The sequence below is a fragment of the Methylosinus sp. C49 genome, from assembly GCF_009936375.1.
Taxonomy (GTDB): domain Bacteria; phylum Pseudomonadota; class Alphaproteobacteria; order Rhizobiales; family Beijerinckiaceae; genus Methylosinus.
On record NZ_AP022332.1, the window covers coordinates 313,550 to 333,956 of the forward strand.

Sequence of the window (20,407 nt, forward strand, 5' to 3'; positions counted from 1 at the left end):
CCCCGCGCGGACATGATCTCCCCTCACGAAACGAGCGCACTTCCGCGGCGCTCGCGGGGAGACATGTGATGACAATTCAACCCTATCTCATCTTCGACGGCCGCGCCGAGGAAGCCGCCGCCTTCTATGAGAAAGCGCTCGGGGCGCAGGTTCAGATGCTGATGCGCTACAAGGATTCGCCTCTGGCGCCGCCGGCGGACATGATGCCGCCGGGCTGGAACGCCAAGGTGATGCATATGGCGCTGAAGATCGGCGACGCCGTTGTCTTCGGCTCGGATGGCGACGGCGCCGAGAGCGGCGGCTTCAAAGGCTTCTCGCTCTCCTACAGCGCCAAGACGCTCGAGGAGGCCGAACGCGTCTTCACGGCGCTCGCCGATGGCGGCGAGACGCAGATGCGCTTGACCAAGACCTTCTTCTCACCCGCTTTCGGCATACTCACCGATCGCTTCGGCGTTCCCTGGATGGTGGTCGTGCCGCAATGACGGCGCGCGGCGCCTGCGGGAAAGCAGGCGCCGCTCCGCCCCTTCACGAGGTTGGACATGTTGGAAATCATCGGCGCCGGCGTCGCCCTCATCATCGCCATTATTCTCGTGCTGGCGGCGCGCCAGCCGGACATTTGCCATATCGCGCGCTCCATATTCGTCGCCGCGCCGCCGGAGCGCGTTTTCCCGCTCGTCGACGATCCGCGCGCCACCAATGAATGGAGTCCTTTCGTGAAGGACGAGAGCGTGAAGCTCTCCTATGCCGGCCCGGAGCGCGGCGTCGGCGCGGCTTGCGATTTCGAAGGCGATGCAAAAGTCGGCGCCGGACGAGTCGAGATCGTCGAATCCGTCGCGCCGTCGAAAGTGGTCGTCGCCTTGCGGTTGGATCGGCCGATGAGATGCGAGAATCGCGTCGAATTCACCATTGCGCCGCAGGATGGCGGCTCGCTCGTCACCTGGGACATGAAGGGTCGCCAGCCCTTCGTCGGCAAACTGTTCAGCCTCGTCATGAAGCCGGAGAAGATGGTCGGCGGGGCCTTCGAGCAGGGCCTCTCCGATTTGAAGCGCCTCGTCGAGACAGCGCGCGAGGAGGCGGCGGGCTGACGCGACCTCGAGCGGCTCAGCTCGCCTGCGCGTATCTCTCGGCCTGCTCGAGATCGACGGAGACGAGCTGCGAAATACCGCGCTCCGCCTGCGTCACGCCGAACAGGCGATCCATGCGCGCCATTGTGATGGGGTTGTGCGTGATGGCGACGAAGCGCGTGTCGGTCTTCTTGCGCATATCCTCGAGCAGGGCGCAGAAGCGCTCGACATTGTAATCGTCGAGCGGCGCGTCCACCTCGTCGAGCACGCAGATCGGCGACGGATTGGTGAGGAAGACCGCGAAGATCAGCGACATTGCGGTCAGCGCCTGCTCGCCGCCGGAGAGCAGCGTCATCGTCTGCGGCTTCTTGCCCGGCGGGCGCGCGAGAATGTCGAGCCCGGCCTCCAGCGGATCGTCGCTCTCGATGAGCTGCAATTCCGCCGTGCCGCCGCCGAACAGCAGGCTGAACAGCTCCTTGAAATGCGCGTTCACCTGCTCGAAGGCGACGAGCAGGCGCTCGCGGCCCTCCTTGTTGAGGCTGGCGATGGCGCCGCGCAATTTCTTGATCGCCTCGGCGAGGTCTTCGCGCTCGGCCATCATCTTGTCGCGCTGCGTCTCGATCTCGCCGAGTTCCTCCTCGGCGCGCAGATTCACCGCGCCCAATCTTTCGCGATCCGCCTTCAGCCCTTCGAGCTTGCGCTCGATATCGGGGATGGAGGGGAGCTGCGTCTCCTCGCCGGTGACGCCGGCGAGCTCTGCGAGCGAATGCTCCTCGCTCTCCAATTCCATGGCGATGGCGTGCTCCACATCGGCGGCGCGGCGGCGCGCGGCCTCGAGCTGCGCCTCGCTGCGGGCTTTCTCCTCGCGCGCGGCGCTCATCGCCTCCAGCGCCATGCGGGCGGCGCGATCGGATTCCGCCTGCGCCGTCTCGCCGGTCGTGCGCGCATCGGCGGCGGCGCGGCGGGCGGCCTCGGCCTCCTCGATCGCCGAGAGAAGATTGCGGCGCTGGAGCAGAAAAGTCTCCGGCGAATCGATCAGCCGCTCCTGCTCGTCACGCGAATCCTCGAGGCGGCGCTCCAATTCGGCGATGCGGTCCTGGGCGCGGTCGCGCCGCTCCATCCAGGAAGCGTTCTCGCGCAGGATCGCCGCTTTGCGGGCGGCGCGCGTCTCGGCCTGATGGCGCAGCGAGGTGAGCGCGGCGCGCGCGTCTCCGGCCTGGGCGCGCTCGGCGGCGGCGCGGGAGCGCACATGCTCCATCGCGCCGGCGAGCGAGGCGGGCTCGTCCAAATCGTCCAGCGCGCGCGCGGCGCTCTCGCGCTTCATCGCCGCCTCGTCGCGATTGGCGAGGATTTGCGCCTTGGCCTCCTCGAGCGCCGAGAGGCGCTGGGCGATCTGGCCGAGGCGGCGCTCCGCCACGACATGGCGCTCGCGGGCTTCTTCCAGCGCGGCGCGGGCGCGGCGCTGCCCCTCGCGCGCGGCGCTCTCGGCGAGGGCGGCGGCGCGGGCCTGCTCCTGCGCCGTCTGCGCCTCGTCGGCCAGCGCGTCGGCGGCCTCGCGGGCGGCGGCGGCCTCGAGACGAAGATCGGCGAGGCGGTTCTTCTCGGCGAGGCGGCGCGCCGCGGGCGTCGGCGCCTCGGCCGCCTGGGTGAATCCGTCCCAGCGCCAGAGGTCGCCCTCCTTGGAGACGAGGCGCTGGCCGGGCTTCAGCATGGAGCGCAATGCTGCGCCCTCGCTGCGCAGCACGACGCCGATCTGCGCGAGGCGCCGGGCCAGCGCCGGCGGGGCCTGCACCATCTCGGCGAGCGTGCGCACGGCCGGCGGCAGCGAGGGATCGCCGGCGCCGGAGGTGAGCGCCCAATGGGCCGGGGCGGAGGTCTCGATGGAGGCGTCGAGATCGTCGCCGAGCGCGGCGCCGAGCGCCGTCTCATAGCCTTTCTCGACCGTGACGCTCTCGACGATCGGCGCCCAGAGATCGCCGCCGCCCGATTCCAGCAGTTTCTCCAGCGTGCGCGTCTCGGTCTCGAGCCGGCCGGCGCGCTTCTCCGCCTCCGCCAGCGGCTGGCGCGACAAGCTCTCGGCCTCGCGCGCCTCGATCGCCGCTTCCTCGGCCATCAGCGCCGTCTCATCGGCCTCGCGGGCGGCTTCATTGGCCATTTCCAGCGATTCGGCGAGGCGCTCCACCTCCTCCGCCGCGCCGCCCTGGCCGGCGATCAGCGCGAATTCGGTCTCGACGCGGGTCAGCTCGGCCTCGAAACGGGAGACGCGCTGCGTCTCCTCGCGCAGCGCCGCCTCCAGCGCGCCGCGCTGGGCGTTGACGCCGGCCAGCGATTGCTGCGCCTCGGAGAGCTCGGCCTCGGTGCGGGCCAGCGCTTCCTCTATCTCGGCGAGACGCTCGCGCGCCGCCGCCTCGCGCTCGGCGCCGATGGCGTCCTGCTCGGCCAGCTCGCCGCGCTCGTCCTCGAGCCGCTGCGTCACCTCGGCTGCGTCGTCGATCAGCGCGCGCTCGCGCTCGACGTCGCGGGCGAATTGCTCGGCGTGGCGGGTCAGCTCGGCGATGCGCTCCTTGGCGCGCTTCTCCTCGCCGTCCAGCGCCTCGCGGGCCATGATCAGCCGATGCAGCGCCGCGCCGGCCTCGGCCTCCTTGTCGCGGAGCCTGGGCAGCTCGAAGGCGGCGATGGCCTGTAGCCGCGCGGCCTCGGCCTGCTGCAACGTGCGCTCCTCGACGAGCTTTGTATCTTCTTCCAGCTTGCGCTCGGCGGCGGTCAGCTGCTCGCTCGCCTGGCGATGCGCGATATAGGCGGCGAGCGCCTCATTCTTGCGGATTTCCGCCGCCACGGCGCGATAGCGCTGCGCCTGCCGCGCTTGGCGGCGCAGGCTCTCGGTCTGGCCGTCGACCTGCTTCAGCACATCCTCGAGGCGGGTGAGATTTTCGGCGGCCGCGGTCAGCCGCAGCTCGGCCTCGTGACGGCGGGAATGCAGGCCGGCGACGCCGGCGGCGTCCTCCAAAATGCGGCGGCGCGCCTGCGGCTTGGCCGAGATGATCTCGCCGATCTGCCCCTGGCGCACCAAGGCCGGCGAGCGCGCGCCGGTGGCGGCGTCGGCGAAGAGCAGCTGCACATCCTTGGCGCGCACCTCGCGGCCATTGATCCTATAGGTAGAGCCGGCCTCGCGCTCGATGCGGCGGGTGACTTCCAAAGTCTCGGCGTCGTTGAAGGCCGCTGGGGCGGTGCGGGAGCTATTGTCCAGCACGAGGCCGACTTCCGCGACATTGCGGGCCGGGCGCGAGCCGCCGCCGGAGAAGATGACGTCATCCATCCCCGAGCCGCGCATGTTCTTATAGGAGTTCTCGCCCATGACCCAGCGCAGGGCCTCGACGAGATTGGACTTGCCGCAGCCATTCGGCCCGACGACGCCGGTCAGGCCGGGCTCGATCAGAAAATCTGTGGCCTCGCAGAAGCTCTTGAAGCCGAGAAGTCGGAGCCGCTGGAATTTCATGGCGGCAAGAGCGCCACAAAATAGCGGGGAAGGCAAGAACAGGACCGCGATATGTTGTGGAGGCGGAACCTCGCCACGAGCGACGGGCGGAGCTTCATCCTGATGGGTGGACGCGGGGCCGCATCTCGAAGGGCGAGGGAAGCTTCATGCCCCCGCCTTCTGAAGCTCACGCCCCCGCGGCGATGAATTGCGCCTTGGCGAGCTCGGCGAACAGCCCGCCTTTGGCCACCAGTCCGTCGAAGGTCCCGCTCTCGACGATCGCGCCGCGATCCAGAACCAATATGCGATCCGCATGGCGCACCGTCGCCAGGCGATGGGCGATGATGAAAGTGGTGCGGCCCGCCGTCGCCGCCTCCAGCGCCTTTTGCAACTGACGCTCTGTGGTCGCGTCCAGCGCGCTGGTCGCCTCGTCGAAGATCATGATCGGCGGGTCCTTCAGCAGCGCGCGGGCGATGGAGAGCCGCTGACGCTCGCCGCCCGACAATGTGCGGCCGCGCTCGCCAACCAGCGTCGAAAGCCCCTCGCTCTGGCGCGCCACCAGATCGCGCGCCTGCGCCAGCTCCACCGCGCGGGCGATCTCTTCTTCGTTCGCATCCGGCTTGCCGACGCGCAGATTCTCCTCGATCGAGCGGGCGAACAGCATGGGCTCCTGAAACACGACGCCAATGTTGCGGCGGAGCGAGGTCAGCGTCATGTCGCGAATGTCGATTCCGTCGATCGTCACCCGGCCCTGCGCGGGATCGAAGACGCGATGCAAGAGGCCGAGCGTCGTCGATTTGCCCGAGCCTGTCGCGCCGACCAGCGCAATGGTCTCGCCCGGCCGCGCCGAGAAGGAGACGTCGCGCAGCGCGAGACGCTCGCCGCCATAAGAAAAGCTCACATTCTCGAAAGCGACGGCGCCTTCGAGCCGGCCCATGTCGCGCGCATCCTCGCGATCGGCGACCGTCGGGCGCGTGTCGAGAATGGAGAAGAATTCGGCGATCTTGGGCGCGAGCAGAAACAGCACGTTGAGGAAGCCGACCATTTGCTCGAGGCGGCCGATGAGCATGGTCGCGAAGCTCATGAAGGCGACGATCTCGCCGATGGAGGCGAGGCCCTGCAAATGCAGCCAGGCGCCGAGCAGAAAGATGACGAGCAGAGTGAGCGTCGCCGAGGCGCGGCTCGCCACTGCGGCCAGCGCCCACCAGGAGAGCACCGGAATTTGCGCGGCGAGCAATTCGTCGATGATCCGCCGCAGCGCATTGGTCTCGCTCTGCACGCGCGTGAAGCTCTGCACCACGGCGACATTGCCGAGCGCGTCGGACGCGTGCTCGGCGAGCGAGGAATGATGACGCTCCACCTTGCTCTGCAATTGCTCGGTGCGGCGCAGGACGAAAGAGGTGAGCGCGCCGAAGACGATGACGAGCACGATGAGCGGCAGAGCGAGCCGCCAATTGACGAAGAGCGTCGCCGGCAGCAGCACGAAGAGCGCGACGAAGGAGGCGCAATTCTCGCGGAAGAAGGAGAGCCACAGCCCCGCCATTCCCGAGGCGCCCTCCAGCATCACCTTCAGCAGCCGGCCGGAATGTGCGCCGGCGTGAAAGCTCGACGGCAGATCGAGCACATGCTCGAAATAAGCGGCCATGACCGCGAGCCGGCTTCTATGCGCGAGCCGATCGGCATGCAGCGCGACCAGCACAGACGCGGCGATGGAGAAGAGGCCGAAGCCGGCCCAGGCCACGAGCAACGGCAAAAGATCGCCCCAGGCGAGCTTGACGCCCGCCGCCTGCGCGCGCGTCAGCACGTCGATGACGCGGCCGAACAGCATTGGCTCGGCGAATTGCGCGATGGCCACGGTGAGATTGGCCGCGACGAGGATCGCCGCGAGACGTTTCTGCGGCTTCAGCTGCGCGAGGACGCGGAGATAGACGGCGAGCACGGACATGAGACAACTAAATGGGAGAGGCGATGGCGCGGTCTATAGCGGGCGGGCCGGGGAGCGCAAGCTCGCGCGAGGCGAGAGCTTCGCGAATTCTCGCCGGCCACGCTTGTATTATGCGCCCGAATGCCCCACATACGTTCTATCGAGTTTTCGGCCGGTCGACTCCTGCTTCGCGCCCAACGGCGCCCCAGGCACTATGACTTCCTCTCCAGAACATCGATCAAGCGAGGCGTCGCATGTCGCGAGCGCCGCAATCCCCCTGTTCTTCGAAAGGACAAGTCATGCAGACCGGAATCGTGAAATGGTTCAATGCGCAAAAGGGCTTCGGCTTCATTCAGCCGGAGGCCGGCGGCGCCGACGTCTTCGTTCATATCAGCGCTGTCGAGCGCGCGGGCCTTCACGGCCTCGCCGAGGGCCAGAAGCTCTCCTATGAGATCGTCGTCGACCGGCGCAGCGGCAAATCATCGGCGGATCAGCTGAAGGTCGACTGACCTCTCGAGCGATCAGGCCCTGCGCGCCGACCGCGGATGTACCGGCGGCGAGCGTGGGGCCTTCTCCCCGGTGGAGGCGCGTCGTTCCTTCGCGGATCGGCGCGTCGCGCTGCATCCGAAAGGGCCGACATTATGAGCGCGCATTCGAATGAGCTCTCCCGCCATCAGCGGCGTCGCAAGGAAGCGCCGACGCATAAGTTTCGTCTCGGCGCGCAAATCTATCATCGCCTCGGCGCGCGAACGGAAAAAGAGACATTCCGAATCATGCGCCTGCTGCCCGACAGCGGCGCCGGATTCCAATATGTCATCAAAGGAGACCGGGACGGTCTCGAACGCGTCGTGACGGAAGCGGGAATGGAATTCGCCTGGTAATTTCTGAGCTTCGGAGGATTGTGCGCGTCGCTCGCGTCGTCTCGTCCACACAGGCCGCGCGGCCGCGTCGTGATCGATTTTCGCGCTAAAAAAGGCGCGGACGACAAGGAGAAGAGCGATGAGCGCATTCGATTACGGCATGGAAGCCGGCCTTTTCTCGTCCAAGACGCTCGCCAAGCGGTCGCGGCCTTATCAGAACTCCGTCGAATTCCGGCGTTTCGCCCAGGCCGCGGAGGCGATTCGCTACGCCGTCGAGGATATGCCCGCCGCTTTGCTCGGAACCTGCTCGCTCGAGGTGGCCGAGGCGACCTATACGGGCGCGGCGATCCGCAGTCTGTATGAAAGCGCGGAATTTCCTCTGCCGCGACGGATCGATACGGCAAAAAAATAGAATCGTTCAGATAGCGTGACGCGCGCGCCGCTGGAGCGCCACGGCGCAACGCGATACATTCCCTCTCATGACCGCTCCATTGCTACGCGACGATTGCGCCCTTTCGCTGCTCCCCCGGCCCGGCTCGCCGCCGGTGGAATGGGTCGTGGCTCCCGGCCTCGTGGCTTACGAGGCCGCCGTCGCCGAGATGGAATCGCTGGTCGAGCGCATCGCCGACGGCGCCGCTCCCGAGCGTGTCCTTCTGCTCGAGCATCCGCCCGTCTACACGGCCGGGACCTCGGCCAAGGAGGCCGATCTGCTCGATGCGCGCTTTCCCGTGCATCGCACGGGGCGGGGCGGGCAGTTCACCTATCACGGGCCGGGACAGCGCGTCGCCTATGTGATGCTGGACCTCACGCGGCGAAAGCGCGATCTGCGCGCCTATGTGGCCGGGCTCGAGGCCTGGCTCATCGAGACGCTCGCTTCGCTCGGCGTCGCCGGCGAGCGGCGGGAGGATCGCGTCGGCGTATGGACGCGCCGGCCGGACAAGCCCGCGGGCCTTTTCGGCGAGCCGGCGGAGGACAAGATCGCCGCGATCGGCGTGCGCGTGCGGCGCTGGACCACCTTCCATGGATTGGCGCTGAACGTCGCGCCTGACCTCACGCATTTTTCCGGCATAGCGCCTTGCGGCGTGCGCCAATCGCATCTCGGCGTGACCAGCCTCGCCGATCTCGGCAAGGTCTCCGACATGGCCGCGGTGGACACGGCGTTGCGCTGCGCCTTCGAGCCGATATTCGGCCCGACGACGGCGCCTCAGTCTCCCGAGAGATGAGCGAAATCGCGCACCACGCGCTCATAGACGTCGCGCTTGAAGGGCACGATCAGTCCCGGCAATAGCGCCGCGCGCTCCCAGCGCCAGGCGTCGAATTCGGGCTCGTGCTGGCCGCCGCCGGGACGCTCTATGTCGATCTCCGCTTCCTCGCCCTCGAAGCGGAAAGCGAACCATTTCTGCGTCTGGCCGCGATATTTGCCTTTCCAGCGCTTGGCGGCCTCCGGCGGCAGATCGTAGCTGTACCAATCCTGCGCCTCGGCGAGCACGGAGACGCTGGTCACATTGGTCTCCTCGTGCAATTCGCGCAGCGCGGCGGCGAGCGGCTCCTCGCCCTCGTCTATGCCGCCTTGCGGCATTTGCCATTCATGCTCGATCACCTGCGGATCGGCGCGCTTGGAGAGGCGCCGGCCGAGAAAGACGAGGCCTTTGGCGTTGATCAGCATCACGCCGACGCAGGGTCTGTAGGGCAGCTCGCTCATTTCCACTTTCCGGCTCTCGCCTCTTTGTCCTCGACGCGCGACATCAGCGCGCTCAGCGGAACGAGCGCAATTCCCTTGCGCTCGAGCTCACGCGCGAAACGTGTGAGGCGCGTCATCGTCTGCGGCAGCGCGCCGGCGGCGACGATCGCCTGACCATTGCGGCGCGCGAGCGCCTCGATCTGCGTCAGCGCCTTCTCCAGCGCTTCGCCCGAGGCGCCGGCGTCGATCGCCACATCCGCCCGCGCCGCCGTCAAGGCGAGACGCGGCGCGAGAGAGGAGACGAGCGAGCGCGGCGAGGTGCCGTCGTCGAGAAAGAGCAGCCCGCGCCCGGCTATGTCGGTGAGCGTCGGCGTCAGCGCGGTCTCGTCGGCGGTGAATTGCGCGCCGAGATAATTCACCACGCCGATATAGCCGGAAAAGCGGCTCATCAGCCAGTGCAGATCCTCGAGCTCGGCGCCGCGCGTCGTCAGCAGCGTATGCGGCCCGGGATTTTCGCGCGGATAATCATAGGGCTCCATCGGCGCCTGCAGCAAGATCTCATGGCCGCGGTCGCGCGCCTTGGCGGCGACGCTCTCGGGATCGGCGCCATAGGGCGCGAGCGCCAGCGTGACGGCGCCGGGCAATTCGTCGATGGCGCTGGCCGTGAGCTGCGCATTGAGCCCGACGCCGCCGACGACGAGCGCGACGCGCGGCGCGCCGGCGGGCAGACGCGCGCTGATCGTCGCAGGGCGCGCGTAGACTTCCATCGGCTTCGCGCCATCGGCGCCGATCTTGGGCAGCGGGCCGCCGCGGCCTTTCTCCACCAGGCGCTTGTCCGGCGCCGGCGCGAGCGCCGTGTGCTGCTCGTCGAGCCTTATGATGAGCGCGCCGGGCGCCTCTGCGCCGCCGATGCGCGTGACCTTGACGCCGGAGCGCTTCTCTATGTCGGCGATCTCATCGGCGCGGTTGTCCGCATCCGTGACCGATGCGCGCTCCATTGGAGCGTTCGCCGGCGTGGGCGGCGGCGGCTCGACCATTTCGATGCGCGCGACGGCGACGGGCTGACCGGCCTGCGGATCGCGCAGCGAAAGCAGCAGCGCGGCGCCGCCGGCTCCGCAGAGCAGCAATGCGGCGACGACGCTTTTCATCAGCCGGCCGCGCGGGCGCGCCGGACGAGGCTCCAGCGGCTCGTTCAAGCCCAAAGGCTCGTTCAATTCGTCGGTCATGGCCCGCGGACGGCTCCCTTTTGCGGCGCCGCGAATCGCGGCGCTCGCCATCATTGTGAAATCACGAGACCGCCAGCGCCAGCGCCGCCTGCTGCTGCGTCGTCATGCCGGCGATCTGCGTCGTGGTGAAGGCGGCGATCTGATTGCCGTTGAGCGCCAGCAGCTCCGTCGTCGTCAACGCCGCTATGGCGGATGTGGTCAGCGCGGCCACCTGCGTCGTGGTGAGGCCGGTGAGCTGGAGCGCGTTGAAGGAGGCGATGACCGCGCCGTCGAGATTGGCGAGCTGCTGCGTGGTGAGCGCGCCGATCTGCGTCGAGGTCAGCGCATTGAATTGCGTGGACGAGAGCGCGCCGATCTCGGTGGTGGTGAGATTGACGACCTGCGTCGTCGCCAGCGCGGAAATCTGCGATGTGGTGAGCGCGCCGACCTGCGTCGTCGTCAGCGCGCGCAATTGCGGGCGCAGCAGGCCGCCGAGCTGGGCGTTGGTCAGCGCCGCGATCTCCGTCGTCGTCACCGCCTGCATCTGCGCCGTCGTCAGCGCCGCGAATTGCGTGGATTGGAAGCCGGAGAATTGCGTCGTCGTCAGATCGGCGATCTGCGTCGCCGAGAGGCCGGAGATTCCGTCCGAGGAGACGGCGCCGATCTGCGTTTCGCTCAATGCGGAGAGCTGCGTCGTGGTGAGCGAGGCCGCCTGCGTCGCGGTGAGGCCGCCGAGCTCGGTCGGAGAGAGCCGAGCGATCAGCGTCGAGGTGAGGCTCGCGAATTGCGCCGGCGTCAGCGCCCCGATCGCCGAGGCCGAGAGGCTGGCGAATTGCGTGGAGGTCAGCGAGGCGATTTCCGTGGTGCTGAGCCCGGCGACGGCGGTGGGCGAGAGAGCGCCGATCTGATCCGCCGAGAGCGCGGCCGATTGCGTGTCGGCGAGGGCGGCGATCTGCGTCTCGCTGAGGCCGGCGACGCCGGTCGTCGAGAGATAGGAGATTTGCGCCGCGCTCAAAGCCGTGAGCCGTTCCGTGCCGAGCGCGGCGACCTGCGCCGAGGTCAATCCGTAGATTTCCTGCGCGGTGAGAGTCTTCAGCTGCGACGTGGTGAGCGTGGCGAGTTGCGTCGTCGAGAGCGCGCCGATCTCGGTGGAGGTGAAGCTCTGCAATTGCGTCGTGGTGAGCGCGCCGAGCTCGGTCGTCGTCAGCCCGCCGACGGCGCTCGTCGACAGAGCGGCGATCTGCGCGGCGGTCAGCGCGGAGAATTGCGTCGCGGTGAGCGCGCCGACCTGCGTCTGCGTCAATCCGCCGGCGCCCGTCGTCGCCAGCGCGGCGATCTGTGAAGCGGCCAGCAGGCCGAGCTGCGTCGCGGTGAGCGCCGCCACTTGCGTCGCGGCGAGGCCGCCGATCTGCGTGCTGGTCAACAGGCCGATCTGCGCCGTGGTGAGCGCCTGCACCTGCGTCGTTGTCAGCGCCGCCACGCCCGTGGAGGAGAAGCTGCGGAACTGCGTCGTCGTCAGCGCGCCGATCTCGTCGCTGCTGAGTCCGGCGATGGCGGTGCTGGACAGAGCGGCGATCTGCGTCGAGGCGACGCTGGCGAGCTGCGCGGTCGTCAGCAGGCCGATCTGTGTGGCGGTGAGGCCGCCGATCGCCGTGGTGGTCAGATATTTGATCGCCGTGGTCGAGAGCGCGCCGATCCGCGTCGCGTCGAGCTGCGAGACTTCGGTGGAGGTCAGCCCGCGCGCCTGCGTCGCGGTGAGCGCGCCCACTTGCGTCGTCGTCAGCGCTCCGAGCTGCGCGCTGCTCAGCGCGGAAATTTGCGTCGCCGCCAGCGCGCCGAATTGCGTCGCGTTCAGCGCCTGCACCTGCGTCGTCGTCAGCCCGCTGATCGCCGAAGTGGAGAGCGCCGCGATCTGGGTGGCGGCGAGCGCGTCGAATTGCGTCGCGGCGAGCGCCGCGCCTTGCGTCTGCGTCAGGCCTTGCAGCTCTTGCGTCGTCAGAGCGGCGATCTGCGTCGTCGCCAGCGCGGCGATCTCGCTGGTCGTCAGCGCGCCGATCAGCGCCGCGGTGAGGCCGCGCAGCTGCGTCGTCGTCAGCGCCTGCAGCTCGGCGAGCGTCAGGCCGGCGATCGTCGCGGTCGACAGGCCGGAGAGCTGCGTCGAGGTCAGCCGTGCAAGCTGATCGAGGCCGAAGGCGGCGATCTGCGTCGCGGAGAGCGCGCCGGCCTGCGTCGATGTGAGGGCGCCGATCTGCGTCGTGCTGAGCGCGGCGACCTCGGTGGTGGTCAGCGCGGCGACGGCGGTGGTGGTGAGCGCGGCGATCTGCGTGCCGGCGAACGCGCCGAGCTGCGTCGTCGTCAGCGCCGCCGCCTGAATGTCGGTGAGGCCGGCGAGCTCGGTCGTCGTCATGGCGGCGAGCTGCGTCGTGGTGAGCGCGTTCAGCTGGCCGAGCGTCAACGCGCCGAGCTGACGCGCGGTGAAGCCGCGCAGCTGCGTGGTGGCGAGCGCGGAGACGACGCTGGAGGACAGGCTGGCGACAGCGTCCGCCGAAAGGCCGGCGATCTGCGTCGCGGCCAGCGCGGCGATCTGCGTCGCGGTGAGAGCCGCGAGCTGCGTGTCGACGAGCGCGCTCATCTGCGCCGTGGTCAGCGCGCCGAGCTGCGTGGTGGTGAGAGCGGAAATGTCGCTGGTCGACAATCCGCCGACGCCGGTCGTCGATAGCGCGGCGAGCTGCGCCTTCTGCAATGCGGCGAGCTGCGTGATGGAGAAAGCGGAAATCTGCGCATCCGACATGGCGCGCATCTGCGTCGAGGTGAGCGCTGCGACCTGCGTCGTCGTCAGCATGGCGACATCGGCCGTCGACAGCGAGGCCACGGCGGTCGTCGCCAACGCGGCGATCTGCGTCGTGGCGAGCGTCGTGAGCTGCGTCGTCGTCATGGCGGCGATCTGCGCCGCGCCGAGGCCGGACACGGCCGCGGCCGAGAGAGCGGCGATCTGCGTCGCGCTCAGCGCCGCGATCTGCGCATCCGACAGCGCAGCCGTCAGCAGCGCGCCGATCGCGCCGATCTGCGTCGTGGTGAGAGCGGCGACGGCGGTGGAGGTGAGCGCGCCGAAACCGCTCGTCGAGAGAGCGGCGACTTGCGTCGAGGTGAGCGCGCCGAGCTGCTCGGCGGAGAGCGCGCCGACCTGAGTGTCGGCGAGCGCCTTGACCTGCGTCGAGGTGAGCGCCGAAACCTGCGTCGTCGACAGCTCGGCGATCTGGCTCTGCCAGAATCCGCCGATCGACACGGCCGAAAGCGCCCCCACCTGCGTCGTCGTCAGCGTGTCGATCTGCGTCAGGGAGAGCGCGGCGAGCTGCGTCGAGGTGAGAGCTGCGGCCTCTGTCGTCGTCAAGGCGCCGAACTGCGTCGTGCTCAGCGCCGCGATCTGCCAATCGGCGAGAGCGCGCGTCTGCGCGGCCGTCAGCGCGGAAATTTGCGTCGTGGCGAGCGAAGCGATCTGCGCGCTGGTCAGCCCCGCGGCGGCGGTCGAGGTGAGCGCGGCGATCTGCGTCGTGGCGAAAGCGGCGAGCTGCGTCGTCGTCAACGCCGCGACCTGCGTGTCGGCGAGGCCGGCGAAGGCGCGCGTCGGCATTGCGGCGATCTGCGTCGCGTTCAGCGCGGCGAGCTGCGTCGTCTCGAGCGAATTCACCTCGGTCGCGGTGAGGCCGGCGAGCTGCGTCGTGGTGAAGCCGGCGATCTGATCCGCGCTGAAGGCGTCGAGCTGCGTCGTCGTCAGCGCGGCGATCTGCGCCGAAGTGAGATTGGAGAGCTGACTCGTGGAGAGATTGCCGAAGGCGGCGGAGCCGAGGCCGGCGATCTGCGCCGCGGACAGCTGCGATATGGTCAGCGATTGAATTTGCGCCGTCGTCATATCGCCGAGCTGCGTCGTCGTCAGCCCGCGCGCCTGCGTCGAGGTGAGCGCGGCGAGCTGCGTCATCGTCAGCCTGTCGATGGCGTCGGCCGAAAGTCCGCCGATCTGCGCCGAGGTGAGCGCCGCGGCTTGCGTCGTGGTGAGGCTCTGCAGCGCCGTCGTGGTCAGCTGATTGAGGAATGTCGTCGAGAGCGCCGACATTTGCGTCGCGGCGAGCGCGCCGATCTGCGTGACGCTCAATCCGCCATCGCTGCTGGAAACGAGAGCGCCGATCTGCGCGGCGGTGAGATTGGCGATGGGGAGCGCCTCGACGGCGGTCGTCGTCAAAGAGAGGAGCTGCGTCGTCGTCAAGCTGCGCGCCTGCGTCGTCACCAGCGCCGACAGCTGCGTCGTCGTCAGATTGCCGAGCTGCGTCGTGGTGAGGCCGGCGATCTGCGCGGCGCCGAGCCAATCGACCTGCGTCGTCGTCAGGCTCGCGAGGAGAGTCGTCGAGAGAGCGTTGAGCAGGGTCGTGGCGAGCGCGCGAATCTGTGTCGACGAGAGGCCGGAGAATTGCGCCTCCGAGAGACCGCCGAAAGTCGTCGCGCTCATTGCAGAAAATTGCGCGGCCGAGAGCTCGTCGACGTCGAGCGATTGTAGCGCGGTCGTCGAGAGATGGGCGAGCTGAGTCGCAGTCAGCCCGCGCGTCTGCGTCGTGGTGAGATCGGCGAGCCGGGTCGTCGTCAGCTCGGCGAGCGTCGTGTCGGAGAGGCCGGCGATCTGCGCGGCGGAGAGGCCGGAAAATTGCGTCGTGGCGAGCGCGCCGAGACGCGTCGCCGTGAGGCCGTTGAGCGTCGTCGTGGAAAGCGCGGCGATCTGCGTCGGAGCCAGCGCCGAAAATTGGGTGTCGGAGAGATTCTCGAAAGCGGCGGCGCCGAGGCCGGCGAGCTGCGCATTGGAGAAATTCGCGATCGACAGCGCCTGAATCTCGGTCGATGTCATGGCCGAGAGCAGCGTCGTCGTGAAGGCGCGCGTCTGCGTCGTGGTCAGCGCGGCGAGCTGAGTCGTGGTGAATTCGGAAAGATCGGTGGTTGTCAGCGCCGCGATCTGCGTCGCCGCGAGACCGGCGAGCTGCGTCGTCGTCAGCGTCTCTATCGCTGTCTGCGAGAGGCTGTCGAAGACCGTCGTCGTCAGCGAGCCGACCTGCGTCGAGGAGAGAGAGGAGAGCTGCGTCGTGGAGAGATTATCGACATCCGTCGCATTCAGCGAGCGCACCTGCGCGGCGGTCAGACTCGTCACCTGCAGCGCGACGATCTGATCGAGGCTCAGCGCGTCGAGCTGCGTCGCGGTGAGGCTACGCACTTGCGTCGAGCTGAGGCTCGAAATCTGCGTCGTCGAGAGATTGGCGAGCTCCGTCGTCGAGAGGCTGGCGATCTGCGCGGCGGTCAGCGCCTGCAGCCGCGTCGTGTCGAGACTGTCGATCTCCGTCGCATCGAGCGCATTCAGCTCCGTCTTGGTGAGCGCGGAGAGCTGCGTGGTCGCGAAGGAGTCGAAGTCGCTCTCGGCGAGGGCCTGGAATTGCGACAGATCGAGCCCGGCGATCGCCATGCGCGACAGCGAGGCGACCTGCGTCGTCACCAGCGCCTGCAGAGTGCTCGTCTGCAGAGAATTGAGCTGCGTCGAGGTCAGCACGGCGATCTGCGTCGTGGCGAACCCCTCTATGTCGGAGGTTCCGAGCTCGCTCATGATGGTCGTCGTGAGACGCGCGATCTGCACGGTCGTGAGCGACGAGTAGATCGACGTCATGACAGGCCCTGCTCCGCGCGCGCTTTTCGAAAACCAACGGACGCGCGGCGGCGCGGCGGCGGCCGGCGCGACGATCCTTGCCCGCTGAGCCTTGCGTGAAACTGGGGCGCCAGCGCTCGCTCAGCCGGCGTCGTCGTCCCGCGCCGTGGCGCGCGCCGCCCAGTCGAGATAGGCGGGATCGCCGGCGGCGATATCGAGGCGGATGATCTCCGGGATATCGTAAGGATGCCCGGCGCGAATGGCGGCGGCGAGCGCGTCATAATCCTGCGCGCGGGCTTTTGACTGCACCAGAAATTCGGCGTCGGCGCGCGTCTCGCCCTCCCACACGTAAAAGCTGCGGATGGGGAAAATCTGAACGCAGGCGGCGAGCTTGGCGGCGAGCAGGGCGCGGGCGAGGCGCTCGGCCCCCGCTTCTGTGTCGATCGTCGTCTGGACGACGCAGAATTTCGGCTCGTTTCCGCTCACGGGCGGGACTATGGGGGCGCCTTCGGGCGAAATCAACGCGCCGCCGCGCGGCTCGGCGCTTTTCTTGCTGGGCCTCGCGCAGGCGGCCGCGGCGCCGCGGCGGGCATTCGGAGAAGCTAAGGACATGTTCACCAGGGTCTGCAAGGAGGACACTGTTTTCGAAGGGGAAATGCGTCTCGTCATCGCAGATTCCCATTTCATCATCCTGGCCTTCGCCTTCGGCGGAGAGATCAAGGCCTTCCAAGGCGTGTGCCCACACACCAATGCGCCGCTGGACACGGCCGATTTCGACGGCGAGGTGCTGACCTGCCCGCTCCATAATTGGACGTGGGACATGCGCACCGGCGATCCGATCCATCCCCAGGAAAGCCGGCTCGCCGAATATCCGGTCAAGATCGAGGACGGCGTCGTCTATATAGATACGGAGGGCGTCAGCCCCCTCTTCGCCGAGCGCTGAGCGCGCGGCGGCAGGACCTCGATCGGCCTCGTATGCGGGAGCGAGCGAGGTGAGTTTCACAAGCGGTTGATCTCATTGCGCCGAACCCTAGGTGCGGTTCGGCGCGGACAGATCGACGAGATCGGCCGTGAGCGGGCGCAGACGCGGGAAAGCAGATTCGGCTTTTGCCGAATCGGCAAAATTCTCTATGTTTCGCGCCGGATGCGTCTCTAGGCCACGAAGAGAGGTAGGAGATGAACCTGTCCGAACAGCCCCCCGTCGCCGAGGAGGCGTCGAACGGCGTCGAAGCCGTGAGCCTGGATGCGCAGCTCGAGGCGGTGACAGCCGAGCGCGATCGTCACGCCAGGGACAAGATCGAGCTCATCACCAAGGCGAGCGCCTTGGCGAAGGAGCTGGAGGCCGCCCGCGCCGAGCTCTCCGCGGCGGTGGAAGAGAAGGCGAAGGCCGTCGCCGCCGCCATCGCCGAGCATGAGGGCGTCATCGCGCATCGCGATCGGCTGAGCGCCGAGCTGGACGCTTTGCGCGCCGAGCTCTCCGCCGCCCATGGAGCCAAGGAGAAAGCCGCCGTGCTCGCCGCGCAGGCGGGCGCGGAGATCGCCCATTTGAAGGACCGGCTCACCGCCGCTGGCTCGCCCGATCCGCTCGTCGTGCTCGCCGATTATGCGCAGGAGAAGCTGAAGCTCGCCGTCGCCTGGACGCGCTCCAAAATCCCGGAGGGCCATGCGGCGCTGCCCTGGTTCGACCGTATCGTCGAGGGCGTGGCCACGGCCGGCCGGCTGACCGCCGATTTCCTGCGCTGGCTCGCGCCGCGCCTGGTCGAGGCCTATCAATGGGCCAAGCCCCGCGCGCTGGAACTCTACGCCAAGGCGAAGAGCGAGATCGAGACGCGCTTGAAGCAGAGCTGAGCGCTCGGACGAAAGATATCCTCAAAAGGCGCGCGCCCTCGTGGCGCGCGCCTTTTTGCGTCGGGCCGCTCCTGCGGTTTCCGGCGCGGCGGAGCAGAGCGCGGCCGCTCCTGTCAAATCCGCTTCCCTTCGCCCCCCGGCGCTGCTATCCCCGCCGCCATGACGACGCGCAAAATCGACAATATCCGCAATTTCTCCATCGTCGCGCATATCGACCACGGCAAGTCGACGCTCGCCGACCGGCTGATCCAGGCGACGGGGACCGTCGCCGCGCGCGATATGGTCGAGCAGGTGCTCGATTCCATGGATATCGAGCGCGAGCGCGGCATCACCATCAAGGCGCAGACCGTGCGCCTCGACTATAAGGCCAAGGACGGCAAGGATTACGTCCTGAACCTCATGGACACGCCCGGCCATGTCGATTTCGCCTATGAGGTCTCGCGCTCGCTGAAGGCCTGCGAAGGCTCGCTGCTCGTCGTCGACGCCAGCCAGGGCGTCGAGGCGCAGACGCTCGCCAATGTCTATCAGGCGCTCGACGCCGGTCACGAGATCGTGCCCGTTCTGAACAAGATCGATCTGCCGGCGGCCGAGCCCGACCGCATCAAAGAGCAGATCGAGGACGTCATCGGCCTCGACGCTTCCGACGCCGTACTGATTTCCGCCAAGACCGGCATCGGCATTCCCGATGTGCTGGAGGCGATCGTCACCCGCCTGCCGCCGCCGCAGGGCGATGATGAGGCGCCGCTCAAGGCGATGCTGGTCGATTCTTGGTACGACGCCTATCTCGGCGTGGTCGTGCTGGTGCGCGTCATCGACGGGCGCATGCGCAAGGGTCAGAAGATTCTGATGATGGGCACAAACGCCCACTATGAGATCGACAAGATCGGCGTGTTCAAGCCGAAGATGCTGGACGTCGCCTCGCTCGGCCCGGGCGAGGTCGGCTTCATCACCGCGCAGATCAAGCAGGTCGCCGACACGCGCGTCGGCGACACCATCACCGAAGACAAAAAGCAATGCGCTGAGCCGCTGCCGGGCTTCAAGCCGGCGCAGCCGGTGGTGTTCTGCGGCCTCTTTCCGGTGGACGCCGCCGATTTCGAGGATTTGCGCGCCGCCATCGGCAAGCTGCGCCTCAATGATGCGAGCTTTTCTTACGAGATGGAGACCTCCGCGGCGCTCGGCTTCGGCTTCCGGTGCGGCTTCTTGGGGCTGCTGCATCTCGAGATCATTCAGGAGCGTCTGCGCCGCGAGTTCGATCTCGATCTCATCGCGACGGCGCCTTCGGTCGTCTATAAGATCAAGCTGACCAATGGCGAGGAGATCGAGCTGCACAATCCGGCCGACATGCCGGATGTGGTGAAGATCGACGAGATTCTCGAGCCCTGGATCCGCGCCACCATCATGACGCCGGACGATTATCTCGGCGCTGTGCTGAAGCTCTGCCAGGATCGGCGCGGCGTGCAGGTCGATCTCAATTACGTCGGCAAGCGCGCCATGGCGGTCTACGACCTGCCGCTCAACGAAGTGGTGTTCGACTTCTACGATCGCTTGAAGTCGATCTCCAAGGGCTACGCCAGCTTCGACTATCACATCACCGATTATCGCGTCGGCGATCTCGTGAAGATGAGCATATTGGTGAACGCCGAGCCGGTGGACGCGCTCTCCATGCTGGTGCATCGCACGCGCGCCGATTCGCGCGGGCGGCAAATGTGCGAGAAGCTCAAGGAGCTGATCCCGCCGCATATGTTCCAAGTGCCGATTCAGGCGGCGATCGGCGGCAAGATCATCGCCCGCGAGACGGTGCGCGCCTTCCGCAAGGATGTGACCGCGAAGTGCTATGGCGGCGACGCCACGCGCAAGCGCAAGCTCCTCGAGAAGCAGAAGGAAGGCAAAAAGAAGATGCGCCAGTTCGGCCGCGTGGAGATTCCGCAGGAGGCGTTCATCGCCGCGCTGAAGATGGAGGATTGATCTCCGCGAGGCGGGGGCCAGAAGGCGGCGCCGAGCCGTCCCCTCTCCCCGCTCGCGGGGAGAGGCCGGGTGAGGGGCTCGGCGATTAGCGGAGGCATTCCGTGCGTGGACTGCGGCTGATCGAGACTCGTCGCGCGCGCCGGCTTCGGCGGGAGGCGACCTCCGCGGAAAAGATCGTTTGGAGCCGTCTGCGAAACAGGAGCCTCGGGGGCTTCAAATTCATTCGGCAGGAGCCCATCGGCCCTTTCATCGCGGATTTCATTTGTCGTGAGCGAAGGCTGATCGTCGAGATCGACGGCGAAACGCATTCGAGCGCGGAAGAGATCGCCGACGATGCGCGACGCACCGCCTTCCTGAGCGCACAAGGCTATCGCATCATCCGCTTCACGAACCAGGCCGTCTATGAGAATGCGGAAGCGGTCGCGGATGCAATTCTCCGCGCGCTCGACGAAGCGCCTGCCTGATCGCCCGAGCCCCTCACCCAGCCTCTCCCCGCAGGCGGGGAGAGGGGCTGGCCGCGCCCGATGTTCGGCCGGGCGGGAATCCAGGTCGGAGCCTCCGCGCGGCTAGCGCTCCAGGCGCATCACGCTCGAGCATAGGTTCGTCTATCGCGTCGAGGGCGAGAGCTTGTCGATCGCCCAGTGTCGGCGTCATTACTAATCCCGGCCGAATATCCCTCTGTTCAGGCGAAAGCCGGCCGTATATCAATGG

The 20,407-nt window shown here is 67.7% G+C and carries 17 protein-coding genes; 11 read left to right on the forward strand and 6 right to left on the reverse strand.

Annotated features, from left to right (window positions below):
• Positions 1–68 precede the first annotated feature (68 nt).
• The gene (locus tag GYH34_RS01535) at positions 69–482 is read left to right on the forward strand and encodes a VOC family protein (RefSeq protein WP_161912057.1); all 414 of its coding nucleotides are present in this window, start codon (positions 69–71) and stop codon (positions 480–482) included.
• A gap of 57 nt (positions 483–539) precedes the next feature.
• Positions 540–1,085 (forward strand): SRPBCC family protein, encoded by a 546-nt coding sequence (locus tag GYH34_RS01540; RefSeq protein ID WP_161912058.1) that lies wholly within the window; start codon positions 540–542, stop codon positions 1,083–1,085.
• Between the two features lie 16 nt (positions 1,086–1,101).
• On the opposite strand, the gene smc is transcribed toward GYH34_RS01540, so the two are convergent.
• Positions 1,102–4,560, reverse strand: coding sequence for a chromosome segregation protein SMC (smc, locus tag GYH34_RS01545; protein WP_161912059.1), 3,459 nt, complete (start codon positions 4,558–4,560; stop codon positions 1,102–1,104).
• A 166-nt stretch (positions 4,561–4,726) separates the two neighbouring features.
• The gene (locus tag GYH34_RS01550; RefSeq protein ID WP_161912060.1) at positions 4,727–6,484 is read right to left on the reverse strand and encodes a glucan ABC transporter ATP-binding protein/ permease; all 1,758 of its coding nucleotides are present in this window, start codon (positions 6,482–6,484) and stop codon (positions 4,727–4,729) included.
• A gap of 278 nt (positions 6,485–6,762) precedes the next feature.
• Between GYH34_RS01550 and GYH34_RS01555 the strand changes: the two genes are divergently transcribed.
• From GYH34_RS01555 to lipB, 4 genes are all read left to right on the forward strand, one after another.
• Positions 6,763–6,972: a cold-shock protein gene (locus GYH34_RS01555; RefSeq protein WP_159728689.1), complete on the forward strand. Its 210-nt coding sequence runs from the start codon at positions 6,763–6,765 to the stop codon at positions 6,970–6,972.
• A gap of 132 nt (positions 6,973–7,104) precedes the next feature.
• Positions 7,105–7,344, forward strand: a complete 240-nt coding sequence (locus GYH34_RS01560) for a hypothetical protein (RefSeq protein WP_161912061.1) — start codon at positions 7,105–7,107, stop codon at positions 7,342–7,344.
• 118 nt (positions 7,345–7,462) lie between these two features.
• Entirely contained in the window at positions 7,463–7,735 is a 273-nt protein-coding gene (locus GYH34_RS01565; protein WP_161912062.1) for a hypothetical protein, read from the forward strand.
• A gap of 67 nt (positions 7,736–7,802) precedes the next feature.
• Entirely contained in the window at positions 7,803–8,546 is a 744-nt protein-coding gene (lipB, locus tag GYH34_RS01570) for a lipoyl(octanoyl) transferase LipB (RefSeq protein WP_161912063.1), read from the forward strand.
• Here lipB and GYH34_RS01575 read toward each other — a convergent pair.
• The 4 genes from GYH34_RS01575 to cutA form a co-directional block, all read right to left on the reverse strand.
• Complete coding sequence (locus GYH34_RS01575; protein ID WP_161912064.1) at positions 8,528–9,025, reverse strand: RNA pyrophosphohydrolase; 498 nt, start codon at positions 9,023–9,025, stop codon at positions 8,528–8,530. The genes lipB and GYH34_RS01575 overlap by 19 nt on opposite strands.
• A complete protein-coding gene (locus GYH34_RS01580) occupies positions 9,022–10,230 on the reverse strand; it encodes a divergent polysaccharide deacetylase family protein (RefSeq protein WP_161912065.1) in 1,209 nt (402 codons plus the stop codon). The genes GYH34_RS01575 and GYH34_RS01580 overlap by 4 nt, the downstream gene beginning before the upstream one ends.
• Before the next feature lie 61 nt (positions 10,231–10,291).
• A complete protein-coding gene (locus GYH34_RS01585) occupies positions 10,292–15,904 on the reverse strand; it encodes a hypothetical protein (protein ID WP_161912066.1) in 5,613 nt (1,870 codons plus the stop codon).
• A gap of 120 nt (positions 15,905–16,024) precedes the next feature.
• Positions 16,025–16,369, reverse strand: coding sequence for a divalent-cation tolerance protein CutA (cutA, locus tag GYH34_RS01590; protein ID WP_161912067.1), 345 nt, complete (start codon positions 16,367–16,369; stop codon positions 16,025–16,027).
• A 124-nt stretch (positions 16,370–16,493) separates the two neighbouring features.
• On the opposite strand from cutA, the gene GYH34_RS01595 reads away from it, so the two are divergent.
• The 5 genes from GYH34_RS01595 to GYH34_RS01615 all read left to right on the forward strand — a co-directional run bounded on the left by GYH34_RS01595 (position 16,494) and on the right by GYH34_RS01615 (position 20,356).
• Positions 16,494–16,826, forward strand: coding sequence for a Rieske 2Fe-2S domain-containing protein (locus tag GYH34_RS01595; RefSeq protein ID WP_161912068.1), 333 nt, complete (start codon positions 16,494–16,496; stop codon positions 16,824–16,826).
• Between the two features lie 233 nt (positions 16,827–17,059).
• Positions 17,060–17,731 (forward strand): hypothetical protein, encoded by a 672-nt coding sequence (locus GYH34_RS01600; RefSeq protein ID WP_161912069.1) that lies wholly within the window; start codon positions 17,060–17,062, stop codon positions 17,729–17,731.
• 159 nt (positions 17,732–17,890) lie between these two features.
• Positions 17,891–19,696, forward strand: coding sequence for a translation elongation factor 4 (lepA, locus tag GYH34_RS01605; protein WP_161912070.1), 1,806 nt, complete (start codon positions 17,891–17,893; stop codon positions 19,694–19,696).
• A 101-nt stretch (positions 19,697–19,797) separates the two neighbouring features.
• Positions 19,798–20,160 (forward strand): endonuclease domain-containing protein, encoded by a 363-nt coding sequence (locus tag GYH34_RS01610; protein WP_161912071.1) that lies wholly within the window; start codon positions 19,798–19,800, stop codon positions 20,158–20,160.
• A 118-nt stretch (positions 20,161–20,278) separates the two neighbouring features.
• Positions 20,279–20,356, forward strand: a complete 78-nt coding sequence (locus tag GYH34_RS01615) for a type II toxin-antitoxin system YoeB family toxin (RefSeq protein ID WP_161914837.1) — start codon at positions 20,279–20,281, stop codon at positions 20,354–20,356.
• Positions 20,357–20,407 lie beyond the last annotated feature (51 nt).

What these genes read in the sequence shown, in the direction of transcription:
- GYH34_RS01560 (WP_161912061.1), top strand. Translation starts at nt 7,105, where the DNA reads ATGAGCGCGCATTCGAATGAGCTCTCCCGCCATCAGCGGCGTCGCAAG.
- smc (WP_161912059.1), bottom strand. Translation starts at nt 4,560, where the DNA reads ATGAAATTCCAGCGGCTCCGACTTCTCGGCTTCAAGAGCTTCTGCGAG.
- GYH34_RS01540 (WP_161912058.1), top strand. Translation starts at nt 540, where the DNA reads ATGTTGGAAATCATCGGCGCCGGCGTCGCCCTCATCATCGCCATTATT.
- GYH34_RS01585 (WP_161912066.1), bottom strand. Translation starts at nt 15,904, where the DNA reads ATGACGTCGATCTACTCGTCGCTCACGACCGTGCAGATCGCGCGTCTC.
- GYH34_RS01600 (WP_161912069.1), top strand. Translation starts at nt 17,060, where the DNA reads ATGAACCTGTCCGAACAGCCCCCCGTCGCCGAGGAGGCGTCGAACGGC.
- GYH34_RS01550 (WP_161912060.1), bottom strand. Translation starts at nt 6,484, where the DNA reads ATGTCCGTGCTCGCCGTCTATCTCCGCGTCCTCGCGCAGCTGAAGCCG.
- GYH34_RS01595 (WP_161912068.1), top strand. Translation starts at nt 16,494, where the DNA reads ATGTTCACCAGGGTCTGCAAGGAGGACACTGTTTTCGAAGGGGAAATG.
- GYH34_RS01575 (WP_161912064.1), bottom strand. Translation starts at nt 9,025, where the DNA reads ATGAGCGAGCTGCCCTACAGACCCTGCGTCGGCGTGATGCTGATCAAC.
- GYH34_RS01565 (WP_161912062.1), top strand. Translation starts at nt 7,463, where the DNA reads ATGAGCGCATTCGATTACGGCATGGAAGCCGGCCTTTTCTCGTCCAAG.
- GYH34_RS01535 (WP_161912057.1), top strand. Translation starts at nt 69, where the DNA reads ATGACAATTCAACCCTATCTCATCTTCGACGGCCGCGCCGAGGAAGCC.
- GYH34_RS01580 (WP_161912065.1), bottom strand. Translation starts at nt 10,230, where the DNA reads ATGACCGACGAATTGAACGAGCCTTTGGGCTTGAACGAGCCGCTGGAG.
- GYH34_RS01555 (WP_159728689.1), top strand. Translation starts at nt 6,763, where the DNA reads ATGCAGACCGGAATCGTGAAATGGTTCAATGCGCAAAAGGGCTTCGGC.
- lepA (WP_161912070.1), top strand. Translation starts at nt 17,891, where the DNA reads ATGACGACGCGCAAAATCGACAATATCCGCAATTTCTCCATCGTCGCG.
- lipB (WP_161912063.1), top strand. Translation starts at nt 7,803, where the DNA reads ATGACCGCTCCATTGCTACGCGACGATTGCGCCCTTTCGCTGCTCCCC.